This window comes from Streptomyces sp. NPDC090499 (assembly GCF_044769305.1).
In the GTDB taxonomy this organism is placed as follows: domain Bacteria; phylum Actinomycetota; class Actinomycetes; order Streptomycetales; family Streptomycetaceae; genus Streptomyces.
Window position 1 is genome coordinate 349439 of the sequence record NZ_JBIVXP010000010.1, and the last position, 24898, is coordinate 374336.

21 protein-coding genes are annotated in these 24898 nt (G+C 73.4%); 15 read left to right on the forward strand and 6 right to left on the reverse strand.

What is annotated here, in order from left to right; all coding sequences use genetic code 11:
- Window positions 1–95: 95 nt before the first annotated feature.
- Window positions 96–1802: a proline--tRNA ligase gene (locus ACIQVL_RS33215; RefSeq protein ID WP_403442281.1), complete on the forward strand. Its 1707-nt coding sequence runs from the start codon at window positions 96–98 to the stop codon at window positions 1800–1802.
- 98 nt (window positions 1803–1900) lie between these two features.
- Here ACIQVL_RS33215 and ACIQVL_RS33220 read toward each other — a convergent pair whose 3' ends face one another.
- Window positions 1901–2362, reverse strand: coding sequence for a hypothetical protein (locus tag ACIQVL_RS33220; protein WP_403477194.1), 462 nt, complete (start codon window positions 2360–2362; stop codon window positions 1901–1903).
- Between the two features lie 12 nt (window positions 2363–2374).
- Between ACIQVL_RS33220 and ACIQVL_RS33225 the strand changes: the two genes are divergently transcribed.
- Genes ACIQVL_RS33225 through ACIQVL_RS33240 form a run of 4 tightly spaced genes read left to right on the forward strand, consistent with a single transcriptional unit; the run spans window position 2375 to window position 5337 of the window.
- Entirely contained in the window at window positions 2375–3346 is a 972-nt protein-coding gene (locus ACIQVL_RS33225) for an FAD:protein FMN transferase (RefSeq protein ID WP_403477195.1), read from the forward strand.
- Window positions 3343–3921, forward strand: a complete 579-nt coding sequence (locus ACIQVL_RS33230) for a ferric reductase-like transmembrane domain-containing protein (protein ID WP_403442273.1) — start codon at window positions 3343–3345, stop codon at window positions 3919–3921. The genes ACIQVL_RS33225 and ACIQVL_RS33230 overlap by 4 nt, the downstream gene beginning before the upstream one ends.
- Window positions 3918–5135: an NADH-ubiquinone oxidoreductase-F iron-sulfur binding region domain-containing protein gene (locus ACIQVL_RS33235; protein ID WP_403477196.1), complete on the forward strand. Its 1218-nt coding sequence runs from the start codon at window positions 3918–3920 to the stop codon at window positions 5133–5135. The genes ACIQVL_RS33230 and ACIQVL_RS33235 overlap by 4 nt, the downstream gene beginning before the upstream one ends.
- A gap of 1 nt (window position 5136) precedes the next feature.
- The gene (locus ACIQVL_RS33240) at window positions 5137–5337 is read left to right on the forward strand and encodes a ferredoxin (RefSeq protein ID WP_403477197.1); all 201 of its coding nucleotides are present in this window, start codon (window positions 5137–5139) and stop codon (window positions 5335–5337) included.
- Between the two features lie 90 nt (window positions 5338–5427).
- Here ACIQVL_RS33240 and ACIQVL_RS33245 read toward each other — a convergent pair whose 3' ends face one another.
- From ACIQVL_RS33245 to ACIQVL_RS33255, 3 genes are read right to left on the reverse strand one after another with little or no spacing between them, the layout of a single operon-like run.
- Window positions 5428–6324: an aminoglycoside phosphotransferase family protein gene (locus ACIQVL_RS33245; RefSeq protein WP_403477198.1), complete on the reverse strand. Its 897-nt coding sequence runs from the start codon at window positions 6322–6324 to the stop codon at window positions 5428–5430.
- Window positions 6325–6355: 31 nt separating this feature from the next.
- Window positions 6356–6898: a ferritin-like domain-containing protein gene (locus ACIQVL_RS33250; protein ID WP_403477199.1), complete on the reverse strand. Its 543-nt coding sequence runs from the start codon at window positions 6896–6898 to the stop codon at window positions 6356–6358.
- Entirely contained in the window at window positions 6895–7446 is a 552-nt protein-coding gene (locus ACIQVL_RS33255) for a hypothetical protein (RefSeq protein WP_403477200.1), read from the reverse strand. The genes ACIQVL_RS33250 and ACIQVL_RS33255 overlap by 4 nt, the downstream gene beginning before the upstream one ends.
- 260 nt (window positions 7447–7706) lie before the next feature.
- Between ACIQVL_RS33255 and rimP the strand changes: the two genes are divergently transcribed.
- The 9 genes from rimP (at window position 7707) to ACIQVL_RS33300 (ending at window position 20075) form a co-directional block, all read left to right on the forward strand.
- A complete protein-coding gene (gene rimP / locus ACIQVL_RS33260) occupies window positions 7707–8216 on the forward strand; it encodes a ribosome maturation factor RimP (RefSeq protein ID WP_403442257.1) in 510 nt (169 codons plus the stop codon).
- A 2-nt stretch (window positions 8217–8218) separates the two neighbouring features.
- Window positions 8219–9205, forward strand: a complete 987-nt coding sequence (gene nusA, locus ACIQVL_RS33265) for a transcription termination factor NusA (RefSeq protein ID WP_351719893.1) — start codon at window positions 8219–8221, stop codon at window positions 9203–9205.
- A 150-nt stretch (window positions 9206–9355) separates the two neighbouring features.
- On the forward strand, window positions 9356–9625 hold the full coding sequence (locus tag ACIQVL_RS33270) for a YlxR family protein (RefSeq protein WP_294004377.1): 270 nt from the start codon (window positions 9356–9358) through the stop codon (window positions 9623–9625).
- 154 nt (window positions 9626–9779) lie between these two features.
- Complete coding sequence (gene infB / locus ACIQVL_RS33275; RefSeq protein ID WP_403442252.1) at window positions 9780–12905, forward strand: translation initiation factor IF-2; 3126 nt, start codon at window positions 9780–9782, stop codon at window positions 12903–12905.
- Window positions 12906–13259: 354 nt separating this feature from the next.
- Window positions 13260–13553 (forward strand): DUF503 domain-containing protein, encoded by a 294-nt coding sequence (locus tag ACIQVL_RS33280; RefSeq protein WP_189263952.1) that lies wholly within the window; start codon window positions 13260–13262, stop codon window positions 13551–13553.
- A 46-nt stretch (window positions 13554–13599) separates the two neighbouring features.
- The gene (rbfA, locus tag ACIQVL_RS33285; RefSeq protein ID WP_403477201.1) at window positions 13600–14058 is read left to right on the forward strand and encodes a 30S ribosome-binding factor RbfA; all 459 of its coding nucleotides are present in this window, start codon (window positions 13600–13602) and stop codon (window positions 14056–14058) included.
- Window positions 14055–14960 (forward strand): tRNA pseudouridine(55) synthase TruB, encoded by a 906-nt coding sequence (truB, locus tag ACIQVL_RS33290; protein ID WP_403442248.1) that lies wholly within the window; start codon window positions 14055–14057, stop codon window positions 14958–14960. Before rbfA ends, truB begins: the two co-directional genes overlap by 4 nt.
- A 287-nt stretch (window positions 14961–15247) precedes the next feature.
- A complete protein-coding gene (locus tag ACIQVL_RS33295; RefSeq protein ID WP_403477202.1) occupies window positions 15248–19006 on the forward strand; it encodes a trypsin-like peptidase domain-containing protein in 3759 nt (1252 codons plus the stop codon).
- Between the two features lie 118 nt (window positions 19007–19124).
- Window positions 19125–20075, forward strand: a complete 951-nt coding sequence (locus ACIQVL_RS33300; RefSeq protein WP_403442242.1) for a bifunctional riboflavin kinase/FAD synthetase — start codon at window positions 19125–19127, stop codon at window positions 20073–20075.
- A gap of 77 nt (window positions 20076–20152) precedes the next feature.
- On the opposite strand, the gene ACIQVL_RS33305 is transcribed toward ACIQVL_RS33300, so the two are convergent.
- Both ACIQVL_RS33305 and ACIQVL_RS33310 read right to left on the reverse strand, forming a co-directional pair.
- A complete protein-coding gene (locus tag ACIQVL_RS33305; RefSeq protein ID WP_403477203.1) occupies window positions 20153–23395 on the reverse strand; it encodes an SCO5717 family growth-regulating ATPase in 3243 nt (1080 codons plus the stop codon).
- A 481-nt stretch (window positions 23396–23876) separates the two neighbouring features.
- Window positions 23877–24170 carry a DUF397 domain-containing protein gene (locus ACIQVL_RS33310; protein WP_181804473.1) on the reverse strand — a complete coding sequence of 98 codons (294 nt, stop codon included), beginning with the start codon at window positions 24168–24170 and terminating at the stop codon, window positions 23877–23879.
- A gap of 271 nt (window positions 24171–24441) precedes the next feature.
- Between ACIQVL_RS33310 and rpsO the strand changes: the two genes are divergently transcribed.
- Complete coding sequence (gene rpsO / locus ACIQVL_RS33315) at window positions 24442–24729, forward strand: 30S ribosomal protein S15 (protein ID WP_393813796.1); 288 nt, start codon at window positions 24442–24444, stop codon at window positions 24727–24729.
- Window positions 24730–24898: the final 169 nt, after the last annotated feature.

Consider the following 24898-nt stretch of genomic DNA (forward strand, 5'->3'; position numbering starts at 1 on the left):
CGCAGTAGCCCGTCGTCGCTAACCGATTTCCACCGGCACAGCGTGCCCGGCTAACCTCCTAGCCATCACCCTTTTCCGGCAGGAGTACGAGAACCATGGCGAACGCACCGGTCCAACGCATGTCCCAGTTGATGGCGAAGACGCTGCGTGACGACCCGGCGGACGCCGAGGTCCTCAGCCACAAGCTCCTTGTCCGCGCCGGCTACGTCCGCCGCACCGCTGCCGGGATCTGGTCCTGGCTGCCGCTCGGCCTCAAGGTGCTGTCGAACATCGAGCGGATCGTCCGCGAGGAGATGGACGCGATCGGCGCCCAGGAGGTGCTGCTCCCGGCCCTCCTGCCCCGGGAGCCGTACGAGGCGACCGGCCGCTGGGACGAGTACGGCCAGGAGCTGTTCCGCCTCCAGGACCGCAAGGGCGGCGACTACCTCCTCGGCCCGACCCACGAGGAGATCTTCACCCTGCTGGTGAAAGACCAGGCGTCCTCCTACAAGGACCTGCCGGTCATCCTCTACCAGATCCAGAACAAGTACCGCGACGAGGCCCGTCCGCGCGCCGGCATCCTGCGCGGCCGCGAGTTCCTCATGAAGGACTCCTACTCCTTCGACCTGGACGAGGACGGCCTCGCCACCTCGTACGCCCTGCACCGGGCGGCCTACCAGCGGATCTTCGAGCGCCTCGGCCTCGACTACCGCATCGTCGCCGCCACCGCCGGCGCGATGGGCGGCTCGAAGTCGGAGGAGTTCCTGGCCCCCGCCGAGGCCGGCGAGGACACCTTCGCCGACTGCCCGAACTGCGACTTCGCGGCGAACACCGAGGCGATCTCGTACACACTGAAGCCGGTCGACGCCTCCGGCGTGCCCGCGCTCGAGGAGATCCCGACGCCGGACACCCCGACCATCGAGACCCTCGCCGCGCACCTCGGCGTACCGGCCTCCGCGACCCTGAAGAACCTGCTGGTGAAGGTCGACGGCGAGATCGTGGCCGTGGGCGTACCGGGTGACCGCGAGGTCGACCTGGGCAAGGTCGAGGAGCACTTCGCCCCGGCCTCCGTCGAGCTGGTCACCGAGTCGGACTTCGCCGGCCGCCCGGACCTGGTCCGCGGCTACGTCGGCCCGCAGGGCCTCGGCGAGAAGGTGAAGTACATCGCCGACCCGCGGGTGGCCCCGGGCACCTCCTGGATCACCGGCGCCAACAAGGCGGGCATGCACGCCAAGAACGTCGTGGCGGACCGTGACTTCACCGTCGACGAGTACGTCGACGTCGTCGTCGTGCTGGAGGGCGACCCCTGCCCGAAGTGCGGCACCGGCCTCAAGCTGGACCGCGCCATCGAGATCGGCCACATCTTCCAGCTCGGCCAGAAGTACACCAACGCCCTCAAGCTCGACGTCCTCGGCCAGAACGGCAAGCCGGTCCGCGTCACCATGGGTTCCTACGGCATCGGCGTCTCCCGCGCCGTCGCCGCCCTCGCCGAGCAGACCGCGGACGAGAAGGGCCTGGTCTGGTCGCGCGAGGTCGCCCCGGCCGACGTGCACGTCGTCGCCGCCGGCAAGGCCCTGCAGACCGAACTCGCCCTGGACGTCTCGGAGAAGCTGCGCGCGGCCGGACTGCGGGTCCTGGTCGACGACCGGGCCGGGGTCTCCCCGGGCGTGAAGTTCACGGACGCCGAACTCTTCGGCGTACCGCAGATCCTGATCGCGGGCCGCCGCTCCGGCGAGGGCGTGATGGAGCTCAAGGACCGCAAGACGGGCGAGCGCGAGGAGCTCACGGTGGACGAGGCGATCGCCCGCCTGACCGCCAACTGAGCCTCAACTCCCGCCGCGGCGGCCATCGGTGACCCACCGGTGGCCGCCGCGGCTTTTCAGGAACGTCTCAGACAGTTCTTCCGCCCCGTATGGGAGCCTCACAGACTTCTCTCAGGCCGATACCCGAACGTAATGCGTGACAGAGAGTCACGCAGGAGGGGATCGGTCATGACCGAGAGAGTGCAAGGCGAAAAGTCCGGGGAACGGGGAGCGGCCGCGGCGGTCCGCCGGGGGACCCGGCGCACGGCGGCCCTGGCGGCGGCGGTCACGCTCGCCGCGGCGGCCGGGGTGTTCGCCCTCGTCGGCACGATGCAGTCGGACGCCGAGACGACGGCGAGCAGCGGCAGCGGTACGACGTCGAGCTCCAGCAGCTCCGGAAGCAGCTCCAACTCGACGTCGGACACGGACAGTTCCTCCAGCTCGTCCGGTTCCTCCAGCTCCAACTCGTCGTCCTCGTCGTCCTCGTCGTCCTCGTCTTCGTCGTCCTCGTCGTCCTCGGACCTCCAGTCCTCCTCCGACGGCCTCACCTCCGGCAGCGGATCGAGCTCCGCCGACTCCACCTCGGGGGCGTCATGACCGCCGCCCGAGCCCCGCGGCCGACGGCCGCCGCCGAGTGGCGTGCCCTCGGCACCACCGTCCGCCTGGTCGTCACCGACCCGGCCCTGCTGGACTCCTGCAACCTGCTGCTCGCCCGGCAGCTCGCCGAGGTCGACGCGGCCTGCAGCAGGTTCCGCACCGACTCCGAACTCGCCGCCCTCGACACCGCCCACGGCCGCCCGGTCCGGGTCAGCCCGCTGCTCGCCGAGGCCCTCGCCGTCGCCCTGCGCGCGGCCGAGGCGACGGACGGCACGGTGGATCCGACCGTCGGCTCGGCGATGGACGCGATCGGCTACGACCGCGATTTCACCCTGGTCCGCGAGGACGACCGCCCGGTCTCCCTGCGGGTGCGCCGCGCCCCGGGCTGGCGGAAGGTCACCCTGGACCCGGCGACGGGCACGGTCACCGTCCCCGAGGGCATCCGCCTCGACCTGGGCGCGACGGCCAAGGCCTGGGCCGCCGACCGGGCCGCGCGGCTGCTGGCCGAAACGGCCGGCTGCGGGGTGCTGGTGAGCCTCGGCGGGGACACCGCCGTAGCCGGCGAGCCCCCGGCGGGCGGCTGGCAGATCCGCGTCCAGGACATCACCGGACCGGTGGACGAGGCGCCCGCGCAGGGGCCGTACGACACCGTCGGCCTGCGCTCCGGCGGCCTCGCCACCTCCGGCACCGGGGCCCGCCGCTGGCGGCGCGGTGGTTACGACCTGCACCACATCGTCGACCCGCGCACCGGACTGCCGGTCCGCTCCCCGTGGCGCACGGTCTCGGTGGCCGCCGCCGACTGCGCCGACGCCAACGCGGCGACCACGGCGGCCCTGGTCAAGGGCGCGGGCGCGGAACGCTGGCTGACCCGCCTCGGCCTGCCCGCCCGCCTGGTCGCGCACAACGGCACCGTCGTCACCACGCCCGGCTGGCCCGCCCCGCGCCCGGCCCTGGAGGCGGCGGCGTGACCTCCGAAACCCTCTGGTACGCCAACCGGGCCACCGGCGCGGTCTGCCTCGTCCTCTTCACGGTGGTCGTCCTCCTCGGCATCGCGGTCCGCCTGCGCACCCGCCTCCCCGGCCTGCCGCGCTTCGGCACGATGAGCCTGCACCGCACGCTCTCCCTCTCCGCCACCGCCTTCCTGGCCCTGCACATCACCGTGGCGGTCGTCGACGGCTACGTGAACATCACGGCGCTGGACGCCCTCGTCCCCTTCGTCTCCGACTACCAGCCGCTCTGGCTCGGCCTCGGCACGGTCGCCTTCGACCTGCTGCTCGCGGTCCTGGTCACCAGCCTCCTCCGCGACCGCCTCGGCCACCGCGCCTGGCGGGCCGTGCACTGGCTGGCGTACGCCTCCTGGCCGGTCGCCCTCATCCACGGCATCGGCATCGGCACGGACGCCGGCACCGACTGGATGACCTGGCTGACCGTCAGCTGCGTGGCGACGGTGGTCACCGCCTTCGCCCTGCGCACCGCCCAGGCCGTCCGCGCCGCCCGCCAGACCCCCGCCGTACTGCTGCACACCGAAGGGGCCCACCGATGACCACGCTCTGCACCGACGTCTACATGCCCCCGCGCCTGCTGGCCCCCGGCGGCACCCCGGCCGACCTCGCCACGCACGAACAGCGCTACGGCCCGCTCGCGTACGGCGATCCGGCCGCGCTCCTGCGCACCCTGGCCGAATCCGGGCTCACCGGACGCGGCGGGGCCGGCTTCCCGGCCTACCGCAAGTTCGTCGCGGTCGCCGACGCGGCCCGCCGCACCGAACGCGCGCCGGTGGTCGTCGCGAACGGCGCGGAGAGTGAACCCGCCAGCCACAAGGACAAGACCCTGCTCCGGCTGTCGCCCCATCTGGTCCTGGACGGACTGCAGTCGGCGGCCGAGGCGGTCGGTGCGGCGGAGGCGTACCTCGCCGTCGAGGACGGCGCCTCCTACCTGGAGTCGGCCCTCGCCCAGCGCCACGACCCGGTGCGCGTGCAGGTCGTACGCCTGCCCGCCCGCTTCCTCTCCGGCCAGGCCTCGGCCCTCGTCCAGTACCTCTCCGGCGGCCCCGCCCGCCCCACCCGTCCGGTCCCGCCGGTCCGCGAGCGCGGGGTGCGCCGCGCCCCCACCCTGGTCCAGAACGTGGAGACGCTGGCCCACCTGGCCCTGATCGCCCGCTACGGTGCCGACTGGTTCCGCTCGGCCGGCACCCCCGCCGAACCGGGCAGCGCCCTCTGCACCGTGCACGTGCCGGGCCGTGAAGTACGGGTCGTGGAAGCTCCGTTCGGCATGCCCGTCGGCCGCCTCCTTCCTCTGGAGGGCGCCTCCGCGGTCCTGGTCGGCGGCTATCACGGCACCTGGATCCCGGCCGCCGAGGCCGCCCAGGTTCCGCTGGCCTCGGCCTACTTGGGCGCGGGCGTGCTGGCCGTCCTGCCCGCCGACCGCTGCGGCCTGATCGAAACCGCCCGCGTCCTGCGCTACTTGGCCCTCCAGTCGGCAGGCCAGTGCGGCCCCTGCCTGAACGGCCTCCCGCGGATGGCCGCCGCCTTCCAGACCCTGGCCACCCCCGGCCCCCAGGGCACCGCCCGCACCGACCTCTCCCGCTGGGCGGGCCTGGTGGCGGGCCGGGGCGCCTGCCACCACCCGGACGGCACGATCCGCCTGGTCCGCAGCGCGCTGACCACCTTCGCGTCCGAAGTGGACGCCCACGCGCAGGGCCACTGCACCGCAACCGACCGCACCCCGCTGCTCCCCGTACCGGCGGAAAGGATCTGACATGGACCAGCGCATCACCATCGACTGGACCTCCTGCCAGGGCCACGGCCTGTGCGCAGAGCTGCTCCCCGAGCACATCACCCTGGACGAATGGGGCTACCCCTTGGTCGACGGCCGCCCCATACCACCCCGCACCCGCAAACGAGCCCGGAGAGCGGCGGCGGACTGCCCGGTCCTGGCTCTCAAACTGAGGAAGGAATGAGCGCCTCCTCAGGGGCGCCGGGGGTACCCCCGGCCGAAGGCTGGGGGAGGAACTCCGCGACCAGCCACAGCGCACCCGCAGCCAAGAACGTCAAACCCACCCGGCGAATTCAAGCAACAGCTCCGCATCCTTCGGCCGCCCCACGCGAAGCGCCCGCACACCCGACTCCACCGCCCGGAACAGCGTCCACCCCCGCAACCGCTCCTGATCGACCTCAAGAGACTCCGCGAGCCGCTTGATCCGCCGCCGGGTGATGGACGCCCCGGACGGTGACGCGATCAGATCCTCCACCCGGTCCCGGACCAGCCGCGCCAGGTCGAACGCGCACTCCCCGACCACCGGATCCGGCCCCACCGCCAGCCACGGCATCCGCTCCCCGGCCAGCACCTTGCTCTGCCGGAACGTGCCGTGCAGCAGCCGCTGCTCGGGCGGCGCGGTCAGCAACTCCTCCCGGGCCGCGAGCGCAGCCGCCACCAACGGTGCCACCTCGGCGTCAGCGGCCGCCCCGGCCATGGCCGCGGCCTGCCGCCCCGTCCGTTCGGTCACGGTCTCGAAGACGTGCTCCTGCGGCGGCGGCACCCAGAGCCGCCGGAGCGTCCCCGCCGCCTCCAGCAACGCCTTCGCCTCGGGGAGGGACCGTACCGACACCTCCGGATGCAGCCGCTCGAGCAGCAGCACCCCCGCCGGCCCGTCGGCCTCCAGCACCTGCACCGCACCGAGCCCGCCCCAGTGCGCCAGCGCCGTCGCCTCGCTCTCCGGCCGGGCCCGCCGCGGCGCCAGCTTCAGCACGGCAGGCGTGTCGTCCGCCCGCCGCACCAGCAGCACCACACTGCTTCGGCCGCCCGGCACCTGCACCCGCTCCACGGTCAACTCGCGTTGCGCAACGGCCTGTTCCACCGCACCCGGCAGCTTCTCCAGCCACTCGTCACCGTCCGGCGCCGTCTCACCGAGCGCCCTCACCAGGCGCCTCGGCGGTTCGAAAGCCATACGCGAGTCGTTCCTTTCCTGTTCCAGGGGTCTAGGGGGTGGCCGAAGCCGACAACGAGGGCGAGGCCGACCCACCGGCCGCCGCCCCGGAATCCGTACCGGACCCCGTACCGGACCCCGTACCGGCCCCCGCACCGGAACCCGCCCGTTCGGCGAGCCCAGGGAAGGCTACGCTCTCCCCGCTCCAGCGCACGGCCCGCACCGCGGCCTCCCGCAGCGCCGCCGCCGCCGAGCCCCGGCGCTCCCCGGAGGACGCCCGGACCAGGTCGGAGTACACGTCGGCCACCCGCTCCTCCAGGTCGGCCGCGAGCCGCAGGGCCGTGGCGGTGTCCGTGACGGCGAACGGCAGCGCGTACGCGGCGCTCGCGGCGACCGGCGCACCGCCCAGGTCCCGTACCTCGCGGACCAGTGCGTCCCGGCCGGCCCGGTGCGCGTCGTACGCCGAGCGTGCCTCGGCCAGCCGCTGCCCGCCGATCCGGCCGCCGACGACGCCGTAGCCGTAGACCGCCGCGTGTTCGGCGGCCAGTGCCGCCTGGAGCGCCCTGAGGACGCCCGCCTCCGCCTCGTCGCTCACCGGTCGCCCTTCGTCAGCAGGTACGCGTGCCCGGCCCCGGCCGCCGCCACCCCGGCCAGCAGCCGGGCCAGTTCGCCCGGCGCGTCCAGCAGCGCCTTGGCCCGCCGGTCGGCGAGGCTCCGTTCGGCGGCGGCCAGCGAGGCGAGCGCGGACTTCTCGTCGGCGGGCACGGTCGGCGAGGCCGACGGGGATGCCGTGGGCGAGGGAGAACGCGTCGCCGTGGGGGAGGCCGCTCCCTCCTCGAACGCCGCCGCATGCGCCGCCACTTCCGCCCGCAGCGGCCGCAACCGCTCCGCGAGCACGGGGTGGACGGCGAGGACGGCGTCGTACTGCCGCAGCAGCCCCCGGCTGTCCCGCGCCGCACGCGCGCGTGCCCGTGCGGACGCCGACGTACTCCCACCGCTCCCGGCGGAGTCCGAACCGGAGGAGCAGCCCGTCAGCACGGCAGCCGAGGCCACCGAAACGATCAGGCTCCTTCTGCGCAACAGCGAGGGGAACGACACGGCAGACGTCCTCAAGGGGGCTCGTACGAACACACGGCCGGACATGCACCCGACCGTGATCACGTTACCCGTGCGCCCCTCGAACTCATGTCACCGGCTCGACAGCCGACCCAGGGGCGCGGGGAACTGCGCGACCAGCCCCCCCACCGGCCCGCACCCGCCCCCGAACCGCAGCCCCACCGCCCGGTAGGCGAACGGCCCCACCGCCGGAGGCACCCGCACGCAACACCCCCCACGACCCGATACCCTTTGACCAGACACGCGACCCATCCCACAACAGCACACGCGGCCGAGGAGTCACCCGGATGAGCACCACCCAGAGCGAGAGGCTGCGAGAGCTCCTGGAACCGCTCGTCACCTCCCAGGGACTGGATCTCGAAGAGATCGCCGTGGACTCCGTCGGACGCAAGCGCGTGCTGCGCGTCGTCGTCGACTCCGACACCGGGGCGGACCTGGACCAGATCGCCGATGTGAGCCGTGAGCTCTCGGCGAAGCTCGACGAGACGGACGCGATGGGCGAGGGGGAGTACACCCTGGAGGTCGGCACCCCCGGCGCGGAGCGCCAGCTCTCGGAGCACCGGCACTACCTGCGCGCCGTGGACCGCCTGGTCAGGTTCCAGCTGGGCGAGGGCGGGGAACTGGTCGCCAGAATCCTGGACGTCGACGACGAGGGCCTCGACCTGGAGGTGCCCGGCGTCAAGGGCCGCAAGGCCACCGCCCGCAGACTCGGGTTCGCCGAGATCGACAGGGCGCGTGTGCAGGTCGAGTTCAACCGCAAGGACAAGAAGGACATGACGGAAGAAGAGGAGGCGTAGCCGTGGACATCGACATGAGCGCCCTGCGGGGCTTGGTTCGGGAGAAGGAGATCTCCTTCGACCTGCTGGTCGAGGCGATCGAGTCGGCCCTCCTCATCGCCTACCACCGCACCGAGGGAAGCCGCCGCCACGCGCGCGTGGTGCTCGACCGGAACACCGGGCACGTGACCGTGTGGGCGAAGGAGGACCCCGAGGACCTGGAGGAGGGGCAGGAGGCGCGCGAGTTCGACGACACCCCGTCGGACTTCGGGCGGATCGCCGCCACCACCGCCAAGCAGGTGATCCTGCAGCGGCTGCGCGACGCCGAGGACGACGCCACGCTCGGCGAGTACGCCGGCCGCGAGGGCGACATCGTCACCGGCGTGGTCCAGCAGGGCCGCGACCCGAAGAACGTGCTCGTCGACATCGGCAAGCTGGAGGCCATCCTGCCGGTGCAGGAGCAGGTCCCCGGCGAGACCTACCCGCACGGGATGCGGCTGCGGTCGTACGTCGTACGGGTGGCGAAGGGCGTGCGCGGCCCCTCGGTCACGCTCTCGCGTACCCACCCGAACCTGGTGAAGAAGCTCTTCGCGCTGGAGGTGCCGGAGATCGCCGACGGGTCCGTCGAGATCGCCGCCATCGCCCGCGAGGCCGGTCACCGTACGAAGATCGCGGTCCGTTCCACCCGTTCGGGCCTGAACGCCAAGGGCGCCTGTATCGGCCCCATGGGCGGCCGGGTCCGCAACGTCATGGGCGAGCTGAACGGCGAGAAGATCGACATCGTCGACTGGTCGGACGACCCGGCCGAGATGGTGGCGAACGCGCTGTCCCCGGCCCGCGTCTCCAAGGTCGAGGTCGTGGACCTGGCGTCCCGGTCCGCCCGGGTGACCGTGCCGGACTACCAGCTGTCGCTGGCGATCGGCAAAGAGGGACAGAACGCCCGGCTCGCCGCCCGGCTCACCGGCTGGCGGATCGACATCCGCCCGGACACCGAACAGGCGCCCGAGTAGATCACCCGGCGGGGGCTCCCGCCGGGCCCCCGCCGGGGTTCACTCGGACGAGGGGAATAGTTCCAAGCCGCAGGTCGCTTGGATTACGACAACGGGCGTTCGATCTTTGCCCCGAAGGGGTGAGGTCGGTTCGGGGAGGTAGACTTAGCAGTGTCTGGCCGGACGCATGCCCGCGCATGCCCTGAGCGCACCTGTGTGGGGTGCAGGCAGCGAGCGGCCAAGACCGAACTGCTGCGGATCGTGGCGGTCGAGGACGAATGTGTCCCCGATCCTCGCGGTACGCTGCCCGGCCGGGGTGCATATGTACACCCCGCCCAGGTCTGTCTGGACCAGGCGGTGCGCCGCCGGGCACTCCCGCGGGCGCTGCGCGCCCCGGGTCCGCTGGACGTAAAGGCGTTGCGCCGGTACGTCGAGCAGTAACACCGTAAGAAGCGTCGTTCGGAACGTCCGTGCGGCTCTGGTACCCCGCGAGTTGGAAGTAGGTCGAGATTGCGATGAGCACTCGATGAGCACGCGATGAGTACGCCCATGAAGTAGCGACGGTCCGGACACACCCGGACCTAAAAGGAGCGAAGTGGCTAAGGTCCGGGTATACGAACTCGCCAAGGAGTTCGGGGTTGAGAGCAAGGTCGTCATGGCCAAGCTCCAGGAACTCGGTGAATTCGTCCGTTCGGCGTCCTCGACGATCGAGGCGCCCGTTGTACGCAAGCTGACCGACGCCTTCCAGGGCGGCGGCAAGCCCGCCCCCCGCAAGGCTGCCCCCAGGCCCGGCGCGCCCTCTCCGGCGCAGTCGGCCCGTCCGGGTGCCCCGAAGCCGGCCCCGCGCCCGGCTGCCCCGCAGCCCCCGGCCGCGCCCGCGGCTCCGGCGGCGCCCGCGGCCTCGGCTCCGGTCACCCCCGCGCCGGTCACCCCGGCTCCGGTCACGCCCGCGCCGGCCGCCTCCGGCCCGCGTCCGGGTCCCAAGCCCGCCCCGCGTCCGGCTCCGGCCGTGCCCGAGTTCACGGCTCCGCCGGCGCCTCCGGCCGCCGCGGCACCGAGCCCGGCCGCCGCGCAGGGTCCGCGTCCGCAGGCCGGTCCCCGTCCGGGCCAGGGCGCTCCGCGTCCCGGCGGTCGTCCCGCCCCCGGTCAGGGCCAGGCCCGTCCGGGCCAGGGTGGCCAGCGTCCCGGTGGCGAGCGCGCCCCGCGGCCGGGCGGTGCCCGTCCGGCCGGTCCGCGCCCCGGTAACAACCCCTTCACGTCCGGTGGCTCCACCGGCATGGCCCGCCCGCAGGCCCCGCGCCCGCAGGGCGGTCCGCGTCCGGGTGGTCCCGGTGCCCCCGGCGCAGGCCCCCGTCCGCAGGCGCCCGGCGCCCAGGGCGGCGGTCCGCGTCCCCAGGCTCCCGGCGGTTCCCGCCCGAGCCCGTCCGGCATGCCCCGTCCGCAGGGCGGTCCGCGTCCCGGCGGCGGGTCCGCGGGTCCGCGTCCGAACCCCGGCATGATGCCGCAGCGTCCCGCTGCCGGCCCGCGTCCCGGCCCCGGTGGCGGCGGTCGCGGTCCCGGCGGTGCGGGTCGTCCCGGCGGCGGTGCCGGTCGTCCCGGTGGCGGCGGCGGCTTCGCCGGTCGTCCCGGTGGCGGCGGCGGTGGCGCCCGTCCGGGCGGTGGCGGCGGCTTCGCCGGTCGTCCGGCCGGTCCCGGCGGCGGTGGCGGCGGCTTCGGCGGCGGTCCCGGCGGCGGTGGCGGCGGCGGTCGTCCCGGCTTCGGCGGTCGTCCGGGCGGTCCCGGCGGCCGTGGTGGCACGCAGGGCGCCTTCGGCCGTCCCGGCGGTCCGGCGCGTCGCGGTCGCAAGTCGAAGCGGCAGCGTCGCCAGGAGTACGAGGCCATGCAGGCCCCGAGCGTCGGCGGCGTGATGCTGCCGCGCGGCAACGGCGAGACCATCCGTCTCTCCCGCGGCGCGTCGCTCACCGACTTCGCGGAGAAGATCAACGCCAACCCGGCGTCGCTCGTCGCGGTCATGATGAACCTCGGCGAGATGGTCACGGCCACGCAGTCCGTCTCCGACGAGACCCTGCAGCTCCTCGCCGGCGAGATGAACTACGAGGTTCAGATCGTCAGCCCCGAGGAGGAGGACCGCGAGCTGCTCGAGTCCTTCGACATCGAGTTCGGCGAGGACGAGGGCGACGAGGACGACCTGGTGGTCCGTCCCCCGGTCGTCACCGTCATGGGTCACGTCGACCACGGTAAGACCCGACTCCTCGACGCCATCCGCAAGACGAACGTCATCGCGGGCGAGGCCGGCGGCATCACCCAGCACATCGGTGCCTACCAGGTCTCCACCGAGGTGAACGACGAAGAGCGCAAGATCACCTTCATCGACACCCCGGGTCACGAGGCGTTCACCGCCATGCGTGCCCGTGGTGCGAAGTCGACCGACATCGCGATCCTGGTCGTCGCGGCCAACGACGGCGTCATGCCGCAGACGGTCGAGGCGCTCAACCACGCCAAGGCGGCCGACGTCCCGATCGTCGTCGCGGTCAACAAGATCGACGTCGAGGGCGCCGACCCGACCAAGGTGCGCGGTCAGCTGACCGAGTACGGCCTGGTGGCCGAGGAGTACGGCGGCGACACCATGTTCGTCGACATCTCCGCCAAGCAGGGTCTGCACATCGACTCGCTGCTGGAGGCCGTGGTCCTCACGGCCGACGCCTCGCTCGACCTGCGGGCCAACCCGCACCAGGACGCGCAGGGCATCTCGATCGAGTCCCGTCTCGACCGCGGCCGTGGTGCCGTGGCGACGGTCCTCGTCCAGCGAGGCACGCTGCGGGTCGGCGACACGATGGTCGTGGGCGACGCCTACGGTCGCGTCCGCGCCATGCTCGACGACAACGGCAACAACGTCGCCGAGGCCGGTCCCGCCACGCCGGTCCAGGTCCTGGGTCTCACCAACGTCCCGGGCGCCGGCGACAACTTCCTCGTGGTCGACGAGGACCGTACGGCCCGCCAGATCGCGGAGAAGCGTGCGGCGCGCGAGCGCAACGCGGCCTTCGCGAAGCGCACGCGCCGCGTGTCCCTGGAGGACCTGGACAAGGTGCTCAAGGCCGGCGAGATCCAGCAGCTCAACCTCATCATCAAGGGTGACGCTTCTGGTTCCGTCGAGGCCCTGGAGTCCTCCCTGCTCCAGCTGGACGTCGGCGAAGAGGTCGACATCCGCGTCCTGCACCGCGGCGTCGGTGCGGTCACGGAGTCCGACATCGACCTGGCGATGGGCTCCGACGCCATCGTGATCGGCTTCAACGTCCGCGCGGCCGGCCGCGCGGCGCAGATGGCCGAGCGCGAGGGCGTGGACGTCCGGTACTACTCGGTCATCTACCAGGCGATCGAGGAGATCGAGGCGGCCCTCAAGGGCATGCTCAAGCCGGAGTACGAGGAGGTCGAGCTCGGTACGGCGGAGATCCGCGAGGTCTTCAAGTCGTCCAAGCTGGGCAACATCGCCGGTGTCCTCATCCGCTCGGGCGAGGTCAAGCGCAACACGAAGGCCCGCCTCGTCCGCGACGGCAAGGTCATCGCGGAGAACCTCAACATCGAGGGCCTGCGCCGCTTCAAGGACGACGTCACCGAGATCCGCGAAGGCTACGAGGGTGGTATCAACCTCGGAAACTTCAACGACATCAAGATCGACGACGTCATCGCGACGTACGAGATGCGCGAGAAGCCGCGGGTGTAACGCCCACGGTGGGTGCCGGCCGACGGGATCTCGGTTCCGTCGGCCGGCGTTTTCCCGTCGGGAGACGACCACCACGGGGCTCCGCCCCGGACCCCGGGCCCTTGCCCACCCACCACCCGACTCGGTGAGTCGAGTGGGCACCCTTCAACCAACCGATTCAGGTGGGTGGGCGGGAAACCCCGGGGTCCGGGGCGGAGCCCCGTGACGGGACCTCTCGGCCCACCGAGTCGGGCGGGCGGGTGGGTAAAGACCCGGGTCCGGGGCGGGGAAAGTCGGTCGAGCCCCCGGCAGGGACGGGGTACCGTTCCTGACAGGGCCATCGATCCCGTACCGGCGGGTTAACCGGATACATACATGTACGTGGGGACCCTGTCCTTCGACCTCCTCCTCGGCGACATCCACTCGCTGAAGGAGAAGCGCTCCGTCGTCCGCCCGATCGTCGCCGAACTCCAGCGGAAGTACGCCGTGAGCGCGGCCGAGGTGGACCACCTGGACCTTCACCGCAGGGCCGGCATCGGCCTTGCCGTGGTCTCCGGCGACGCCGCGCACCTGACCGACGTGCTCGACCGGTGCGAGCGGCTGGTCGCCGGCCGCCCCGAGGTGGAGCTGCTGTCCGTGCGACGGCGCTTCCACGGCGACGACGACTAGACCTGAGACTTGAGAACGACGAGAAGAAAGAACGGGAGACGGACCAGTGGCCGACAACGCGCGGGCGAAAAGGCTGGCGGACCTCATTCGAGAGGTGGTGGCCCAGAAGCTGCAGCGCGGGATCAAGGACCCGCGGCTCGGTACCCACGTCACCATCACGGACACCCGGGTCACGGGTGACCTCAGGGAGGCGACCGTCTTCTACACGGTGTACGGCGACGAGGAGGAGCGGCAGGCAGCCGCCGCCGGTCTGGAGAGCGCCAAGGGCATCCTCCGGTCCGAGGTCGGCAGGGCCGCCGGCGTGAAGTTCACGCCGACCCTCGCCTTCGTCGCGGACGCCCTCCCGGACACCGCCCGCAACATCGAGGACCTCCTCGACCGGGCGCGCCAGTCCGACGCGAAGGTCCGCGAGGCCTCCGCGGGCGCCGACTACGCCGGGGAAGCCGACCCGTACAAGAAGCCGGGCGAGGACGACGCCGACGAGACGGACGACGCCACCGAATGACCAGCAAGCCCACCCCGCCCGACGGCCTTGTCATCGTCGACAAGCCGTCGGGCTTCACCTCGCACGACGTCGTCGCCAAGATGCGGGGCATCGCCCGCACCCGGCGCGTCGGGCACGCCGGCACCCTCGACCCCATGGCCACGGGCGTCCTCGTCCTCGGCATCGAGCGGGCCACCAAGCTCCTCGGGCACCTCGCCCTCACGGAGAAGGAGTACCTGGGGACGATCCGCCTCGGGCAGAACACGGTCACGGACGACGCCGAGGGCGAGATCACCTCGTCCACCGACACCTCCAAGGTCACCCGCGAGGCCGTCGACGCCGGCATCGCCAAGCTGACCGGCGCCATCATGCAGGTCCCGTCCAAGGTCAGCGCCATCAAGATCGACGGCGTACGGTCGTACAAGCGCGCCCGGGACGGCGAGGACTTCGACATCCCGGCCCGCCCGGTGACCGTCTCGTCCTTCGCGGTGTACGACGTCCGGGACGCCGTCGCCGAGGACGGCACCCCCGTCCTCGACCTGGTCGTCTCCGTCGTCTGCTCCTCCGGCACCTACATCCGCGCCCTCGCCCGCGACCTCGGCGCCGGCCTGGGCGTCGGCGGCCACCTCACCGCGCTGCGCCGCACCCGCGTCGGACCGTACAAGCTGGACTCCGCGCGCACCCTCGACCAGCTCCAGCAGGAGCTGACCGTGATGCCGATCGCGGAGGCCGCCGGCGCCGCGTTCCGCCGCTGGGACGTCGACGAGAGACGGGCCCGCCTGCTCACCAACGGTGTGCGCCTGGAGATGCCCGACGAGTACGCGGGCACCGGACCCGTCGCCGTGTTCGACCCAGAGGGCCGCTTCCTGGCACTCGTCGAGGAGCAGAAGGGCAAGGCCAAGAGCCTCGCCGTCTTCACCTGAGCCCACCGGGGCCGTGGCGGCCACCGAGCCCGTCGGGCCCTGCCCGTGGAGCGGCGACCACGGGGTCTGGCGCCGCCGCCGCTCCACAGTCCCCCCTCGGTTCCCCCACCCCTAGGGTGTATCCACCCGCCCCGGGCTATTCACCCGACCGAGCAGGCGCTCGGAGTGAACCGGGGGAGCGGAGGGGGGCGCGTTCACCGCCCGCTCTGTCCCGCTGATCATTTCGCCCCTACGGTCGAAGACGGCCCGGGACAAGGGCACGGGTGTACGGGCGGGGAGGTTCGATCATGGCGGGACGCGGCCCGCGGACCGGGAGCGGTCGCCGGACGGCGGAGGCTGCGCGGGAGGCGGTGCAGGAGACGGGGCCGGCGCTGGACGGACGGCTGGTCCGGATCCGGGACCTCGCCGGACGCCCGCGCGGCACCGGCTTCCTGGCCGATCACCACGGGACGCTCGTCACCAGCCACGAGGCAGTCGATGGCCTCGCCCGGATCGTGCTGCACGCGACCGGGGACCGCACCTGCGTGGTCGGCTCGGACGCCGTCGTCCTGCTGCCCGCCCACGACCTGGCCCTGGTCCGCACCGAGGGCCTCGCCGTGGACCCGCTCCCGATCACGGTACGGGAGCGCATCCCGGCCGGCGCCTACGTGCGGATCGCCGCCGACCGCTGGCGCGAGGCCCGGGTGCTGGCCGCGACCCAGGTGACGTACACCGCCACCGACCGCTTCCACCTGCTCGAAGACGCCCTGGAGCTGGCGATCGGCACAGCGGGCCGGGACGCCCTGCGGCTGGGCGGCGGCGCGGCCGGCGGCCCGGTGCTGGACGCGGACACCGGCGCGGTCCTGGCCGTCCTCGGCACCGCCCTCCAGTCCGGCCAGCGCGACGTGGGCTTCGCCGTCCCCCTCCACCACCCCGGCAGCGGCCCGCTCGCCGACCTCCTGGCCACCAACGCGGCCACGGTCCCGGCCTACGGCATCGACCTCAACCTCGCGGGCGTACTCGAACTGACGGCGACCTCGGTGGGCCAGGACGGCCCTCCGGGAGCCCTGGCCGGATACATCGGCTCCACGGCCCCCCGCAGGTCCGCCCCCCACCCTGGAACGCCCCACCCTGGAACGCCCCGCACCGGAGCGCCCCAAAGGGGCGCGGGGAACTGCGCGACCAGCCACAACGCACCCGCAGCCGCCCCACCACCTGCCACGGCACTCACAGGCGAACACACCGACCCCGTACCACCGGTAGAACGAGCCGTGACCGCAAAGGAACTGTCGTCCTTCGCCGAAGGCACCGGCACCAGTACCGGCTCAGGCACCGGCACCGGACAGGCCACGGCCACTGTCCTGGCCCTGGTCGGCGCCCCCGGAACGGGCCGCACCACAGAACTCGCCGCCCTCGCCGCCCGCCGCACGCGCGCAGCGAACCCGGCTCCCACCCTCTGGCTCCGCGGCGCCGACCTCAGGGACGCCGACGACTCCGTCGCCGCCGCGGCCCGCCGCTCCCTGGAGCGCGCGGTCCGGATCGTCGCCGCCTCCCGATCCCAACTCCCCGGTGATCTCGGTGAGTTGACCGTGGAGCGGCTGGCCCGGCTCGCCGCCCGAGCCGGCCGCCCGCTCCTCCTCCTGCTGGACGGCCCCGAGGAGATGCCCCCGGTCCTCGCCCACCGGCTCCCCGCCTGGACCGAGGGCACCGCCGACTGGCTGCGCGCCACCGGCGCCCGTCTGCTGCTGGCCTGCCGCGAGGAGTACTGGGAGCGGGCCGGCACCGAGTTCCCGCCCGACCTGCTGCACCAGGGCACCGGCGACCCCGCCTGCGTCCGCCTTGCCGACCTCACCTGCGACGAGGCCGCCCGCGCCCGCTCCGGCTACGGCATCCCCGACGGCACCCTCATCGCCCGCGACGCCCGCCACCCCCTCGCCCTGCGGCTGCTCTCCGAGATCCGGGCCGCCCTCCCGGACGCCCCGGCCGACGACCACCCGCTCGACCGGCACGACGTCTTCGCCGCCTACCTCGACCTGATGTGCCTGCGCATCGCGGTCCGCCTGGCTGCCGAGAACGGCCTGCGCGGCACGGCCGTACGACGGCTTGCCGCCCGGGTCTCCGGGCAGGTGCACGAGGCCGCCCGGCGCAGCCTCGGTCCCGGGCAGGGCGAGCTGGACAGGGAGTCGTTCGAAGCGGTCTTCCCCTGGGGACCCGTCCCGGCCCACCTCGGCGGCGGCTCCGGCTGGGCCTCCGCCGTGCTCACCGAGGGCCTGCTGGTGCCCGCGGGCGGCGGCTACCGCTTCGCCCACGAAGAGCTCGCCGACTGGATCCAGGGCATGCACCTGGACCTGGACGAGGCCCTGCACGCCCTCGTCCACCGCCCCCGGACCCCCCTGGGCGTTCACCCGCTGCCCGTCCCGCACCACAGGGTCGGCCCGGTCGTCCAGGCCCTGCTGCTGCTCGACCGCGAGTACGGGCCCACCCGACTCTCGCCGCGGCTCGACGAGTTGGCGCACGCCCTCGATCTGGACCCCGGCTCCTGGTGGGCCGCGCGCCTGCTCGCCCAGACGCTGCTGCGGCTGCCCGACGCGACCCCGTACACCGGGGTGCTGCGGCTGCTCGCCGACCGGGTCGTGGGCCGGCAGCGCACCGCGCCCCCGGAGTCCGGCCCGGAGTTCGGCCCGGAGTTCGGCCCGGACTTCTGGACCGAGCTCGCCCTCCCCGACGCGGACCGCTTCGATCTGCTGCGCAGGCTCGTGCTCGCCGACGAGCCGCTGCCGGAGACCGCCGGCATCAGCCGCTTCGGACCCCGGCCGACCCGGCCGCCGACCCGGCCGTCGACGGAGGAGCCGGACGGCGCAGCCCCTCGCTACCTGGACGCCGTGGCCCGGCTGCTGGCCGCCGACCCCGTCGCCGTACAGCCGTGTCTCACCCGGTGGTTCGACGACGAGCGGCCGCTGCCCGCGATGCCCCACGCCACCGTGGCGACGGCCGCCCAGGCGCTGCTGCACACCCACCGGCACCGGGCCCTGGACGACCTGACCGAGGTGCTGGTGGACGCGGCGCACCGGCGCGGCGACGAACTGCTCGCCGTACTCGCCGAGGACGAGCCGTCGGCGGTGTGCCGGGCCGTCGACCGCTGGGCGCACGACGAGCGCCCGGCCCGCCGGGTGGCCGCCGTGGCCCATGGGCTGCGCACCGCCCCGCACGTGCACGGCGAACCCGACCGCGAACTCCTCCGCTACGCCGCCCTCGCCCTGCTCGCCCGCCCCGCCGACTGCACCCTGCACGGCGGCGCCCTCGCCCTGCTGGTCCGCGACCCGGTGACCCGCGCCCGCCATCTCCCGCAGGCGCTGCGGCACTTCGCCGACGGCGACCACCAGCTCACCCCCGCCGCCCTGGTCCCTGCCCTAGCCACCCACTCCGACGAGGTCCTGGGGGCCTTCCGCGCCCGGCTGCGCGGACCGGACGCGGGCCAGGTACTGCGCACCCTCGCCCACGTCACCGCGCCCGCCCTCGCCCGGCGGGTCACCGAGCTGGTCCTGGAGGCCGCCGAACTGCGGCCGGAGCTGGCCGGGCAGGTGGCCGGGTTCGTCGAGCGCCGCCTGGACCAGGGCACCGAGTCCCGTACCGTCCTGCTGCCGCTGGTCACCGAGCTGCTCGACGACGGTCCCGAGCCGGTCCGGGCGGCCCTCGCGACCGTACTCGGCGCGGCCGGGACCCCCGCCTCGCGACCGCTGCGCCGGGAGCTCCTGGAGTTCCTGCTGGACCGTGAGCGCGACCCGGGTGTCCTGGACGCGCTGCTGCACGCGGCCGCCGCACAGCGCGAGGACGACGGCGACGGGATGCGCGAGCTGGTCAGGCGCACCGGGCTGCTGCTGGTCCGCACCCCGGACGGGGCCACCCTCTTCGACCGCGGGCTGGTCGACCTCGGCCGGCACGTCCCCGGCTTCGCCGCCCTGATGGCCCGCTGGCTCACCGACACCCCGCAGGAGTGGGCCGCGGTGGTCGGCCCCAGCACCCGCCGCATGCTGGGAAACCTGGCGGGCGTCCGGGTCCCGGCGTGAGCGCGGACACGTGCGCCCGGTCACAGCGACCGTGCCGGTGTGAGACGGGTCCGGCAAACATGGCACCCTTAGACCTGCGTAAGACGGACAACGGACACAGGTTCGAGGAGCGGACACAGTGCAGCGCTGGCGTGGCTTGGAGGACATCCCCGAGGGCTGGGGACGCAGCGTCGTCACCATCGGGTCCTACGACGGTGTGCACCGCGGTCACCAGCTGATCATCCGGCACGCCGTGGACCGCGCCCGTGAGCTGGGCATCCCGGCCGTCGTCGTCACCTTCGACCCGCACCCCAGCGAGGTCGTCCGCCCCGGCAGCCACCCGCCGCTGCTCGCCCCGCACCACACCCGCGCCGAACTGATGGCGGAGCTGGGCGTGGACGCGGTCCTGATCCTGCCCTTCACCACCGAGTTCTCTAAGCTGTCGGCCGCCGACTTCGTGGTGAAGGTCCTGGTCGACAAGCTGCACGCCAAGGCGGTCGTCGAGGGCCCCAACTTCCGCTTCGGCCACAAGGCCGCGGGCAACGCCGAGTTCCTCGTCGAGCAGGGCAAGGTGTACGACTTCGAGGTCGAGGTCGTCGACCTGTTCGTGCGCGGGGAGGCGGGCGGCGGCGAGCCGTTCTCCTCGACCCTGACCCGGCGCCTGGTCGCCGAGGGAGACATGGCGGGCGCCCGCGAGATCCTGGGCCGCCCGCACCGGGTGGAGGGCGTGGTCGTACGCGGCGCCCAGCGCGGCCGCGAGCTGGGCTTCCCCACCGCCAACGTGGAGACCCTCCCGCACACCGCGATCCCCGCCGACGGCGTCTACGCCGGCTACCTGCACGCGCAGGGCGAGGTGATGCCGGCCGCGATCTCCGTCGGCACCAACCCGCAGTTCGACGGCACCGAGCGCACGGTGGAGGCGTACGCCATCGACCGCGTCGGCCTCGACCTGTACGGCCTGCACGTCGCCGTCGACTTCCTGGCCTACGTCCGCGGCCAGGCCAAGTTCGACTCCCTCGACGCCCTGCTTGAGCAGATGGCCGAGGACGTCAAGCGCTGCCGGGAGCTGGTGGCGGCCGAGACCGCCTGATCGGGCGGCGGAGAGCTCAGCAGTACGCCGAAGGGCGGCCGGTGCGGTGAGGCACCGGCCGCCCTTCGGCGTTCCGGCTACTGCTGCGGCGGCTGCTCCTGCGGGGGCTGCGGCGGCTGCGCGGGCTGCTGCGGGTAGCCGTATCCCGGCTGCTGCGGGTAGGGCTGGGGCTGGCCGTACGGCTGCGGCGGCGGCTGCTGCTGCGGGTACGACTGCGGGGGATACGGCTGCGCGGGCGGCGCGTACGGCTGTGCCTGCGGCTGACCGGGTGCGTACGGCTGCGGCTGGCCGGGGGCGTACGGCTGCTGGCCGGGCAGGGGCTGGCCGGGCATCGGCGGGGCGGCCACCGGCGGCGGGTTGCCGTCGTTGGTCCACAGGCCGTGCATCTGCTGGTGCCGGACGAAGTCCTCGGCGACCATCGCCGCGAGGTTGAAGTACGCCTCCCGCACCTTCGGCCGCATCATGTCGAGGTCGACCTCGGCACCGGCGGACAGGTGCTCGTCGAAGGGGACGACCACGACGCCCCGGCAGCGCGTCTCGAAGTGCTGCACGATGTCCTCGACCTTGATCATCTTGCCGGTCTCGCGGACCCCCGAGATCACGGTGATGGACCGCGACACGAGGTCGGCGTAGCCGTGCGCGGACAGCCAGTCCAGTGTCGTGCTCGCGCTGCTCGCCCCGTCCACCGACGGCGTCGAGATGATGATCAGCTGGTCGGCGAGGTCCAGCACCCCGCGCATCGCGCTGTACAGCAGACCGGTGCCGGAGTCGGTGAGGATGACTGGGTACTGCTTGCCCAGCACGTCGATCGCGCGCCGGTAGTCCTCGTCGTTGAACGTGGTCGAGACGGCCGGGTCCACGTCGTTGGCGATGATCTCCAGGCCGGACGGGGCCTGCGAGGTGAACCGCCGGATGTCCATGTAGGAGTTGAGGTACGGGATCGCCTGGACCAGGTCGCGGATGGTGGCCCCGGTCTCGCGGCGCACGCGGCGGCCGAGCGTGCCGGCGTCCGGGTTGGCGTCGATGGCGAGGATCTTGTCCTGGCGCTCGGTGGCGAGCGTGGAGCCGAGCGCGGTGGTCGTGGTGGTCTTACCGACCCCGCCCTTGAGGCTGATCACCGCTATCCGGTAGCAGGAGAGCACCGGCGTGCGGATCAGATCCAGCTTCCGCTGCCGCTCGGCCTCCTCCTTCTTCCCACCGATCTTGAACCGGGAGGACGCGGCGGCGGGCCGTCCGCTCTTCGCCTTCTGCTTCTTGTTGTTGAGCAGCCGGTCGGAGGACAGCTCCACGGCGGCGGTGTAACCCAGCGGCGCGGCACCGGGGTTGGTCATCTGCCGCTGGTCGTGCTGCATGGGCTGCGGCCAGGCGGCCCCGGCCCGGGGATCGACGGGCGGCTGGGGCTGCGCGGGCTGTGGGCCGTCCGCCTGCGGGCTCTGCGGCGGCTGCTGGGGCGCCGGCTGCGGTGCCTGTGCGGCGCGCGGGTCCTGCGGGGCGGCCTGCGGCGGCTGGCCCGGCTGGGGGAACCCGTAACCGCCGGGCTGGACCGGGCCCTGCGGCTGTCCGGGCTGCGGGAAGCCGTAACCGCCCGGTGCCTGCGGCGGCGGGACGGGGGCGCCCGGCTGCGGGAAGCCGTAGCCACCCTGCGCGTCGGGCGCGGCGGGCGGCGGGGCGTACGGCTGCGGTTGTCCGGGCTGCGGGGGTGCGGGCTGGTTCCAGGCTGCGGGCGCGGGCTGCGGTGCCTGCGGGGGCTGGAACGGCTGCGGACCCGGCGCGGCACCGGGCTGGGGCTGCGGCTGCCCGGTCCCGGGCTCCGGTGCGGCTGGCTGGACCGGCCACTGGGCGGCGGGCGCGGGGGCCGCGGGCTGGTACGACGGCGGCAGCGGCGGAACCACCGCCGGAGGCGTCGGCGGCGGAGCCCAGGCGGTGGGCACGAGGTCCTCGGGAGCCGGGGGCGCGTCCTGCGGCGGGGCCGGGGGCGCGGGGACGGCGGCGGGGGGCTCGACGGGTTCGACGGGCTCGGCTACGGCTTCGGCTTCGTCGGCCTCGGCGTGAGTCTCGTCGTCGTTGTCGTCGTCATGGGCGTCCACGACGGCCACCGCGTCCTGGGACGCGCCTTCGTCCGTGTCGTCCGCCGGGCCGGCTTCCCGCACGGGTTCGTCCGCCTCGGCCGTACCGTCGGCGTCGGTGTCGTCGGCAGCGGCCTCGAACTCGTCGCTCGGGTAGCCGTCCTCGGCCGCCTCCGCGTCGATGTCCTCGGCGTCCTCGGCGTCCTCGGAGCTCACCGGGAGCGCGCCGGCCGCGGCCTCCGGTTCGGCTTCCTCTTCACCCTGTTCGGCTTCACCCTGTTCGGCGGCGGGCTCGGCGGCCCCGGCGGTCTCGCGCTTCAGCGCGGCGGGGGAGAACCGCATCGTCGAACCGCTCTCCAGGTCGCCGTTGTCCTCCTCGGGCTCCGGCGCGGGCTCGTCAGCGGTGATCGGCTGCGGCTCGAAACCGACCGGCAGTTGCGGTACGGCGGCCGGGCCGCCGACGGGCGGTGCGGCCGGGGTGAACGGTGTCCTGGGCGGCGCGACCGGTGCCCCGGCGCCCGCGCTCGGCGCAGGCGGCGTGAAGGGCGCACCCGGCGTGGCGGAGGGTGGCGGGGTGAACGGAGCCCCCGGCGTTGACGCGGGCGCGGGAGTGAACGGTGCTCCGGGAGTTGACGCGGGCGGCGCGGTGAAGGGCGCACCCGGCGTCGCGGCGGCCGGCGGTGCGGCCTGCGGTGCGGCCGGCGCCGAAGCCGCCGGAGGCGTGAAAGGAGCCCCGGGCGTCGCGGCGGGCGGCGGTGTGAAGGGCGCGCCCGGCGTCGCAGCGGGCGGCGGCGTGAACGGCGCTCCGGGAGCCGACGTCGGCGGCGGTGTGAACGGCGCGCCCGGAGCGGACGCCGGCGCAGACGGCGGCGTGAAGGGCACCCCGGGACCCGGCCTCCCGGCCCCCTGCTGGGCGTGCGGAGGAGGGGTCAGCCCGGGGATCGGTGCCCCCGGCGGGAACGGCGAACGAGGCTGCGCGGCGCCCCCGGTACCGGCACCCGCCCCACCCGCACCTGGACCGGCGCCCGGACCGGCACCCGGACCGCTCTCCGCGTCGGACGCACCCGCGGGTCCCGGGCTGCCCGGGCCGCCGGGTGCCGGACCGGGGCCGTCGGCCGCGTTCTGCGTGTACCAGGCCGGCGGCGCGTAGTCGATCGTGAACTCGCCCGTCATCTCGTTGAGGGACTCCGCGTCGGGCTGGTCATCGCCGGGTGTGGCCCAGCCCCCGCGGATCCCGTCCCGATCGCTGCTCACAGTTCCTCCTGGTGTGGTCGAGCACCCTCATGCCGTGCCGGCGCGACGACCATGTCGTGTCGTTCTCAGCATCCGTATTCGTGTGAGGTAGTCCGATCCACCGGCTCTCCCCCTCGGGACACCGGCGCCGCATTCACGGTCCGGGCGTCGTGCCCCCCTCCCAGCCTAATCACCGTGAGCCGCACCTCGGCAGGCCCGTCCGCCTCTCGTCGGAGGTCCGCCTGGTCACACCCTGCCCGTAAGTGGTGTGCGGAGCCTTCGTATCGCCGAACAATCGATGAACAAAACGGGCAAGAACCGTCAGTTCGGGTACCAGTTGACGTCCGCCGTCCTGCCCGTCGTTGTCGTGAGACTTCCGTGAGACCGCGTCAGAGAGGCGCCGTGTCCGTGCGAGTGCAGACGCGGCGGCCGAACGGACCGGCGGGCGCGGGAAGTCGAAGGGGCGGCACGCACGCGTGCCGCCCCCCAACGCCCTGCCCGCCTACTGGGCGGCCAGCCCGCCGTTGCGCTCGTTCGGCTCCAGGTCGAACTCCCCGTCCCGCGCGCCCAGCACGAACGCCCGCCACTCCGCCTCCGTGTACCGCAGCACGGTGCCGTGGTCGAGCGAGGACCGCATCGCCACCGCGCCCTCGGGCAGGTAGGCGATCTCGACCCGCTCCTCGTCCTGCTCGGTACCGGGCGCGCAGTGCCACTCGACGCCCGAGATGTCGAGCGCGTAGAGCTCGTCCCGTTCCCGCTCCTTGCGCGCCTTCATCTCCTCAGCCGTCTCGCTCATCCCGCAGCGACCCCTTCCCGTCGTACTTAGGCTGTGACCGTCACACTACTGGCGGTGGCAGCGGCCTCGTACTTTCTTCCGGATCCCCGGGACAGGGCCCCGTACCGGCACTGGTACTCTTGACGACGGCCGTTTGTGTACGCACCCCCGGAGTCCCCCGCGGACCCCGGAGGCAGCGCCCAGCGGATCCCCGCCTCCCGAGTAACGGAAGCTCTCCCGCGATGCAGACCGGGAGCACTCGGAGGCACTACACAGACTACGAGGAGTACGCGTGTCGCTCGATTCCGCCACGAAGAAGCAGATCATCACCGAGTTCGGTACCAAGGAGGGTGACACCGGCTCTCCCGAGGTCCAGGTCGCCATGCTGTCGCGCCGGATCTCGGACCTGACGGAGCACCTCAAGGTCCACAAGCACGACCACCACTCCCGTCGTGGTCTGCTGATCCTGGTCGGTCAGCGCCGTCGCCTCCTGCAGTACCTGGCGAAGAAGGACATCCAGCGCTTCCGTGCGCTGGTCGACCGCCTGGGCATCCGCCGCGGTGCGGCGGGCGCCAAGTAAGACGCCGTGAAGGGAGCGGTTCCCGGAGAGAGACACCGGGGCCGCTCCCTTTGCCGTACGTGCGGAAACGTGCGGAGTGTCACTCACGCTTTGTAGTGTGGTAGCACAACGCAATACGCACGACACAGCACGACAGCTGACACAGCAGGACAACGAAGAAGGAGAAGCG

What these genes read in the sequence shown, in the direction of transcription:
- ACIQVL_RS33215 (WP_403442281.1), top strand. Translation starts at nt 96, where the DNA reads ATGGCGAACGCACCGGTCCAACGCATGTCCCAGTTGATGGCGAAGACG.
- ACIQVL_RS33225 (WP_403477195.1), top strand. Translation starts at nt 2,375, where the DNA reads ATGACCGCCGCCCGAGCCCCGCGGCCGACGGCCGCCGCCGAGTGGCGT.
- ACIQVL_RS33235 (WP_403477196.1), top strand. Translation starts at nt 3,918, where the DNA reads ATGACCACGCTCTGCACCGACGTCTACATGCCCCCGCGCCTGCTGGCC.
- ACIQVL_RS33240 (WP_403477197.1), top strand. Translation starts at nt 5,137, where the DNA reads ATGGACCAGCGCATCACCATCGACTGGACCTCCTGCCAGGGCCACGGC.
- ACIQVL_RS33245 (WP_403477198.1), bottom strand. Translation starts at nt 6,324, where the DNA reads ATGGCTTTCGAACCGCCGAGGCGCCTGGTGAGGGCGCTCGGTGAGACG.
- ACIQVL_RS33255 (WP_403477200.1), bottom strand. Translation starts at nt 7,446, where the DNA reads ATGTCCGGCCGTGTGTTCGTACGAGCCCCCTTGAGGACGTCTGCCGTG.
- rimP (WP_403442257.1), top strand. Translation starts at nt 7,707, where the DNA reads ATGAGCACCACCCAGAGCGAGAGGCTGCGAGAGCTCCTGGAACCGCTC.
- ACIQVL_RS33280 (WP_189263952.1), top strand. Translation starts at nt 13,260, where the DNA reads ATGTACGTGGGGACCCTGTCCTTCGACCTCCTCCTCGGCGACATCCAC.
- truB (WP_403442248.1), top strand. Translation starts at nt 14,055, where the DNA reads ATGACCAGCAAGCCCACCCCGCCCGACGGCCTTGTCATCGTCGACAAG.
- ACIQVL_RS33295 (WP_403477202.1), top strand. Translation starts at nt 15,248, where the DNA reads ATGGCGGGACGCGGCCCGCGGACCGGGAGCGGTCGCCGGACGGCGGAG.
- ACIQVL_RS33310 (WP_181804473.1), bottom strand. Translation starts at nt 24,170, where the DNA reads ATGAGCGAGACGGCTGAGGAGATGAAGGCGCGCAAGGAGCGGGAACGG.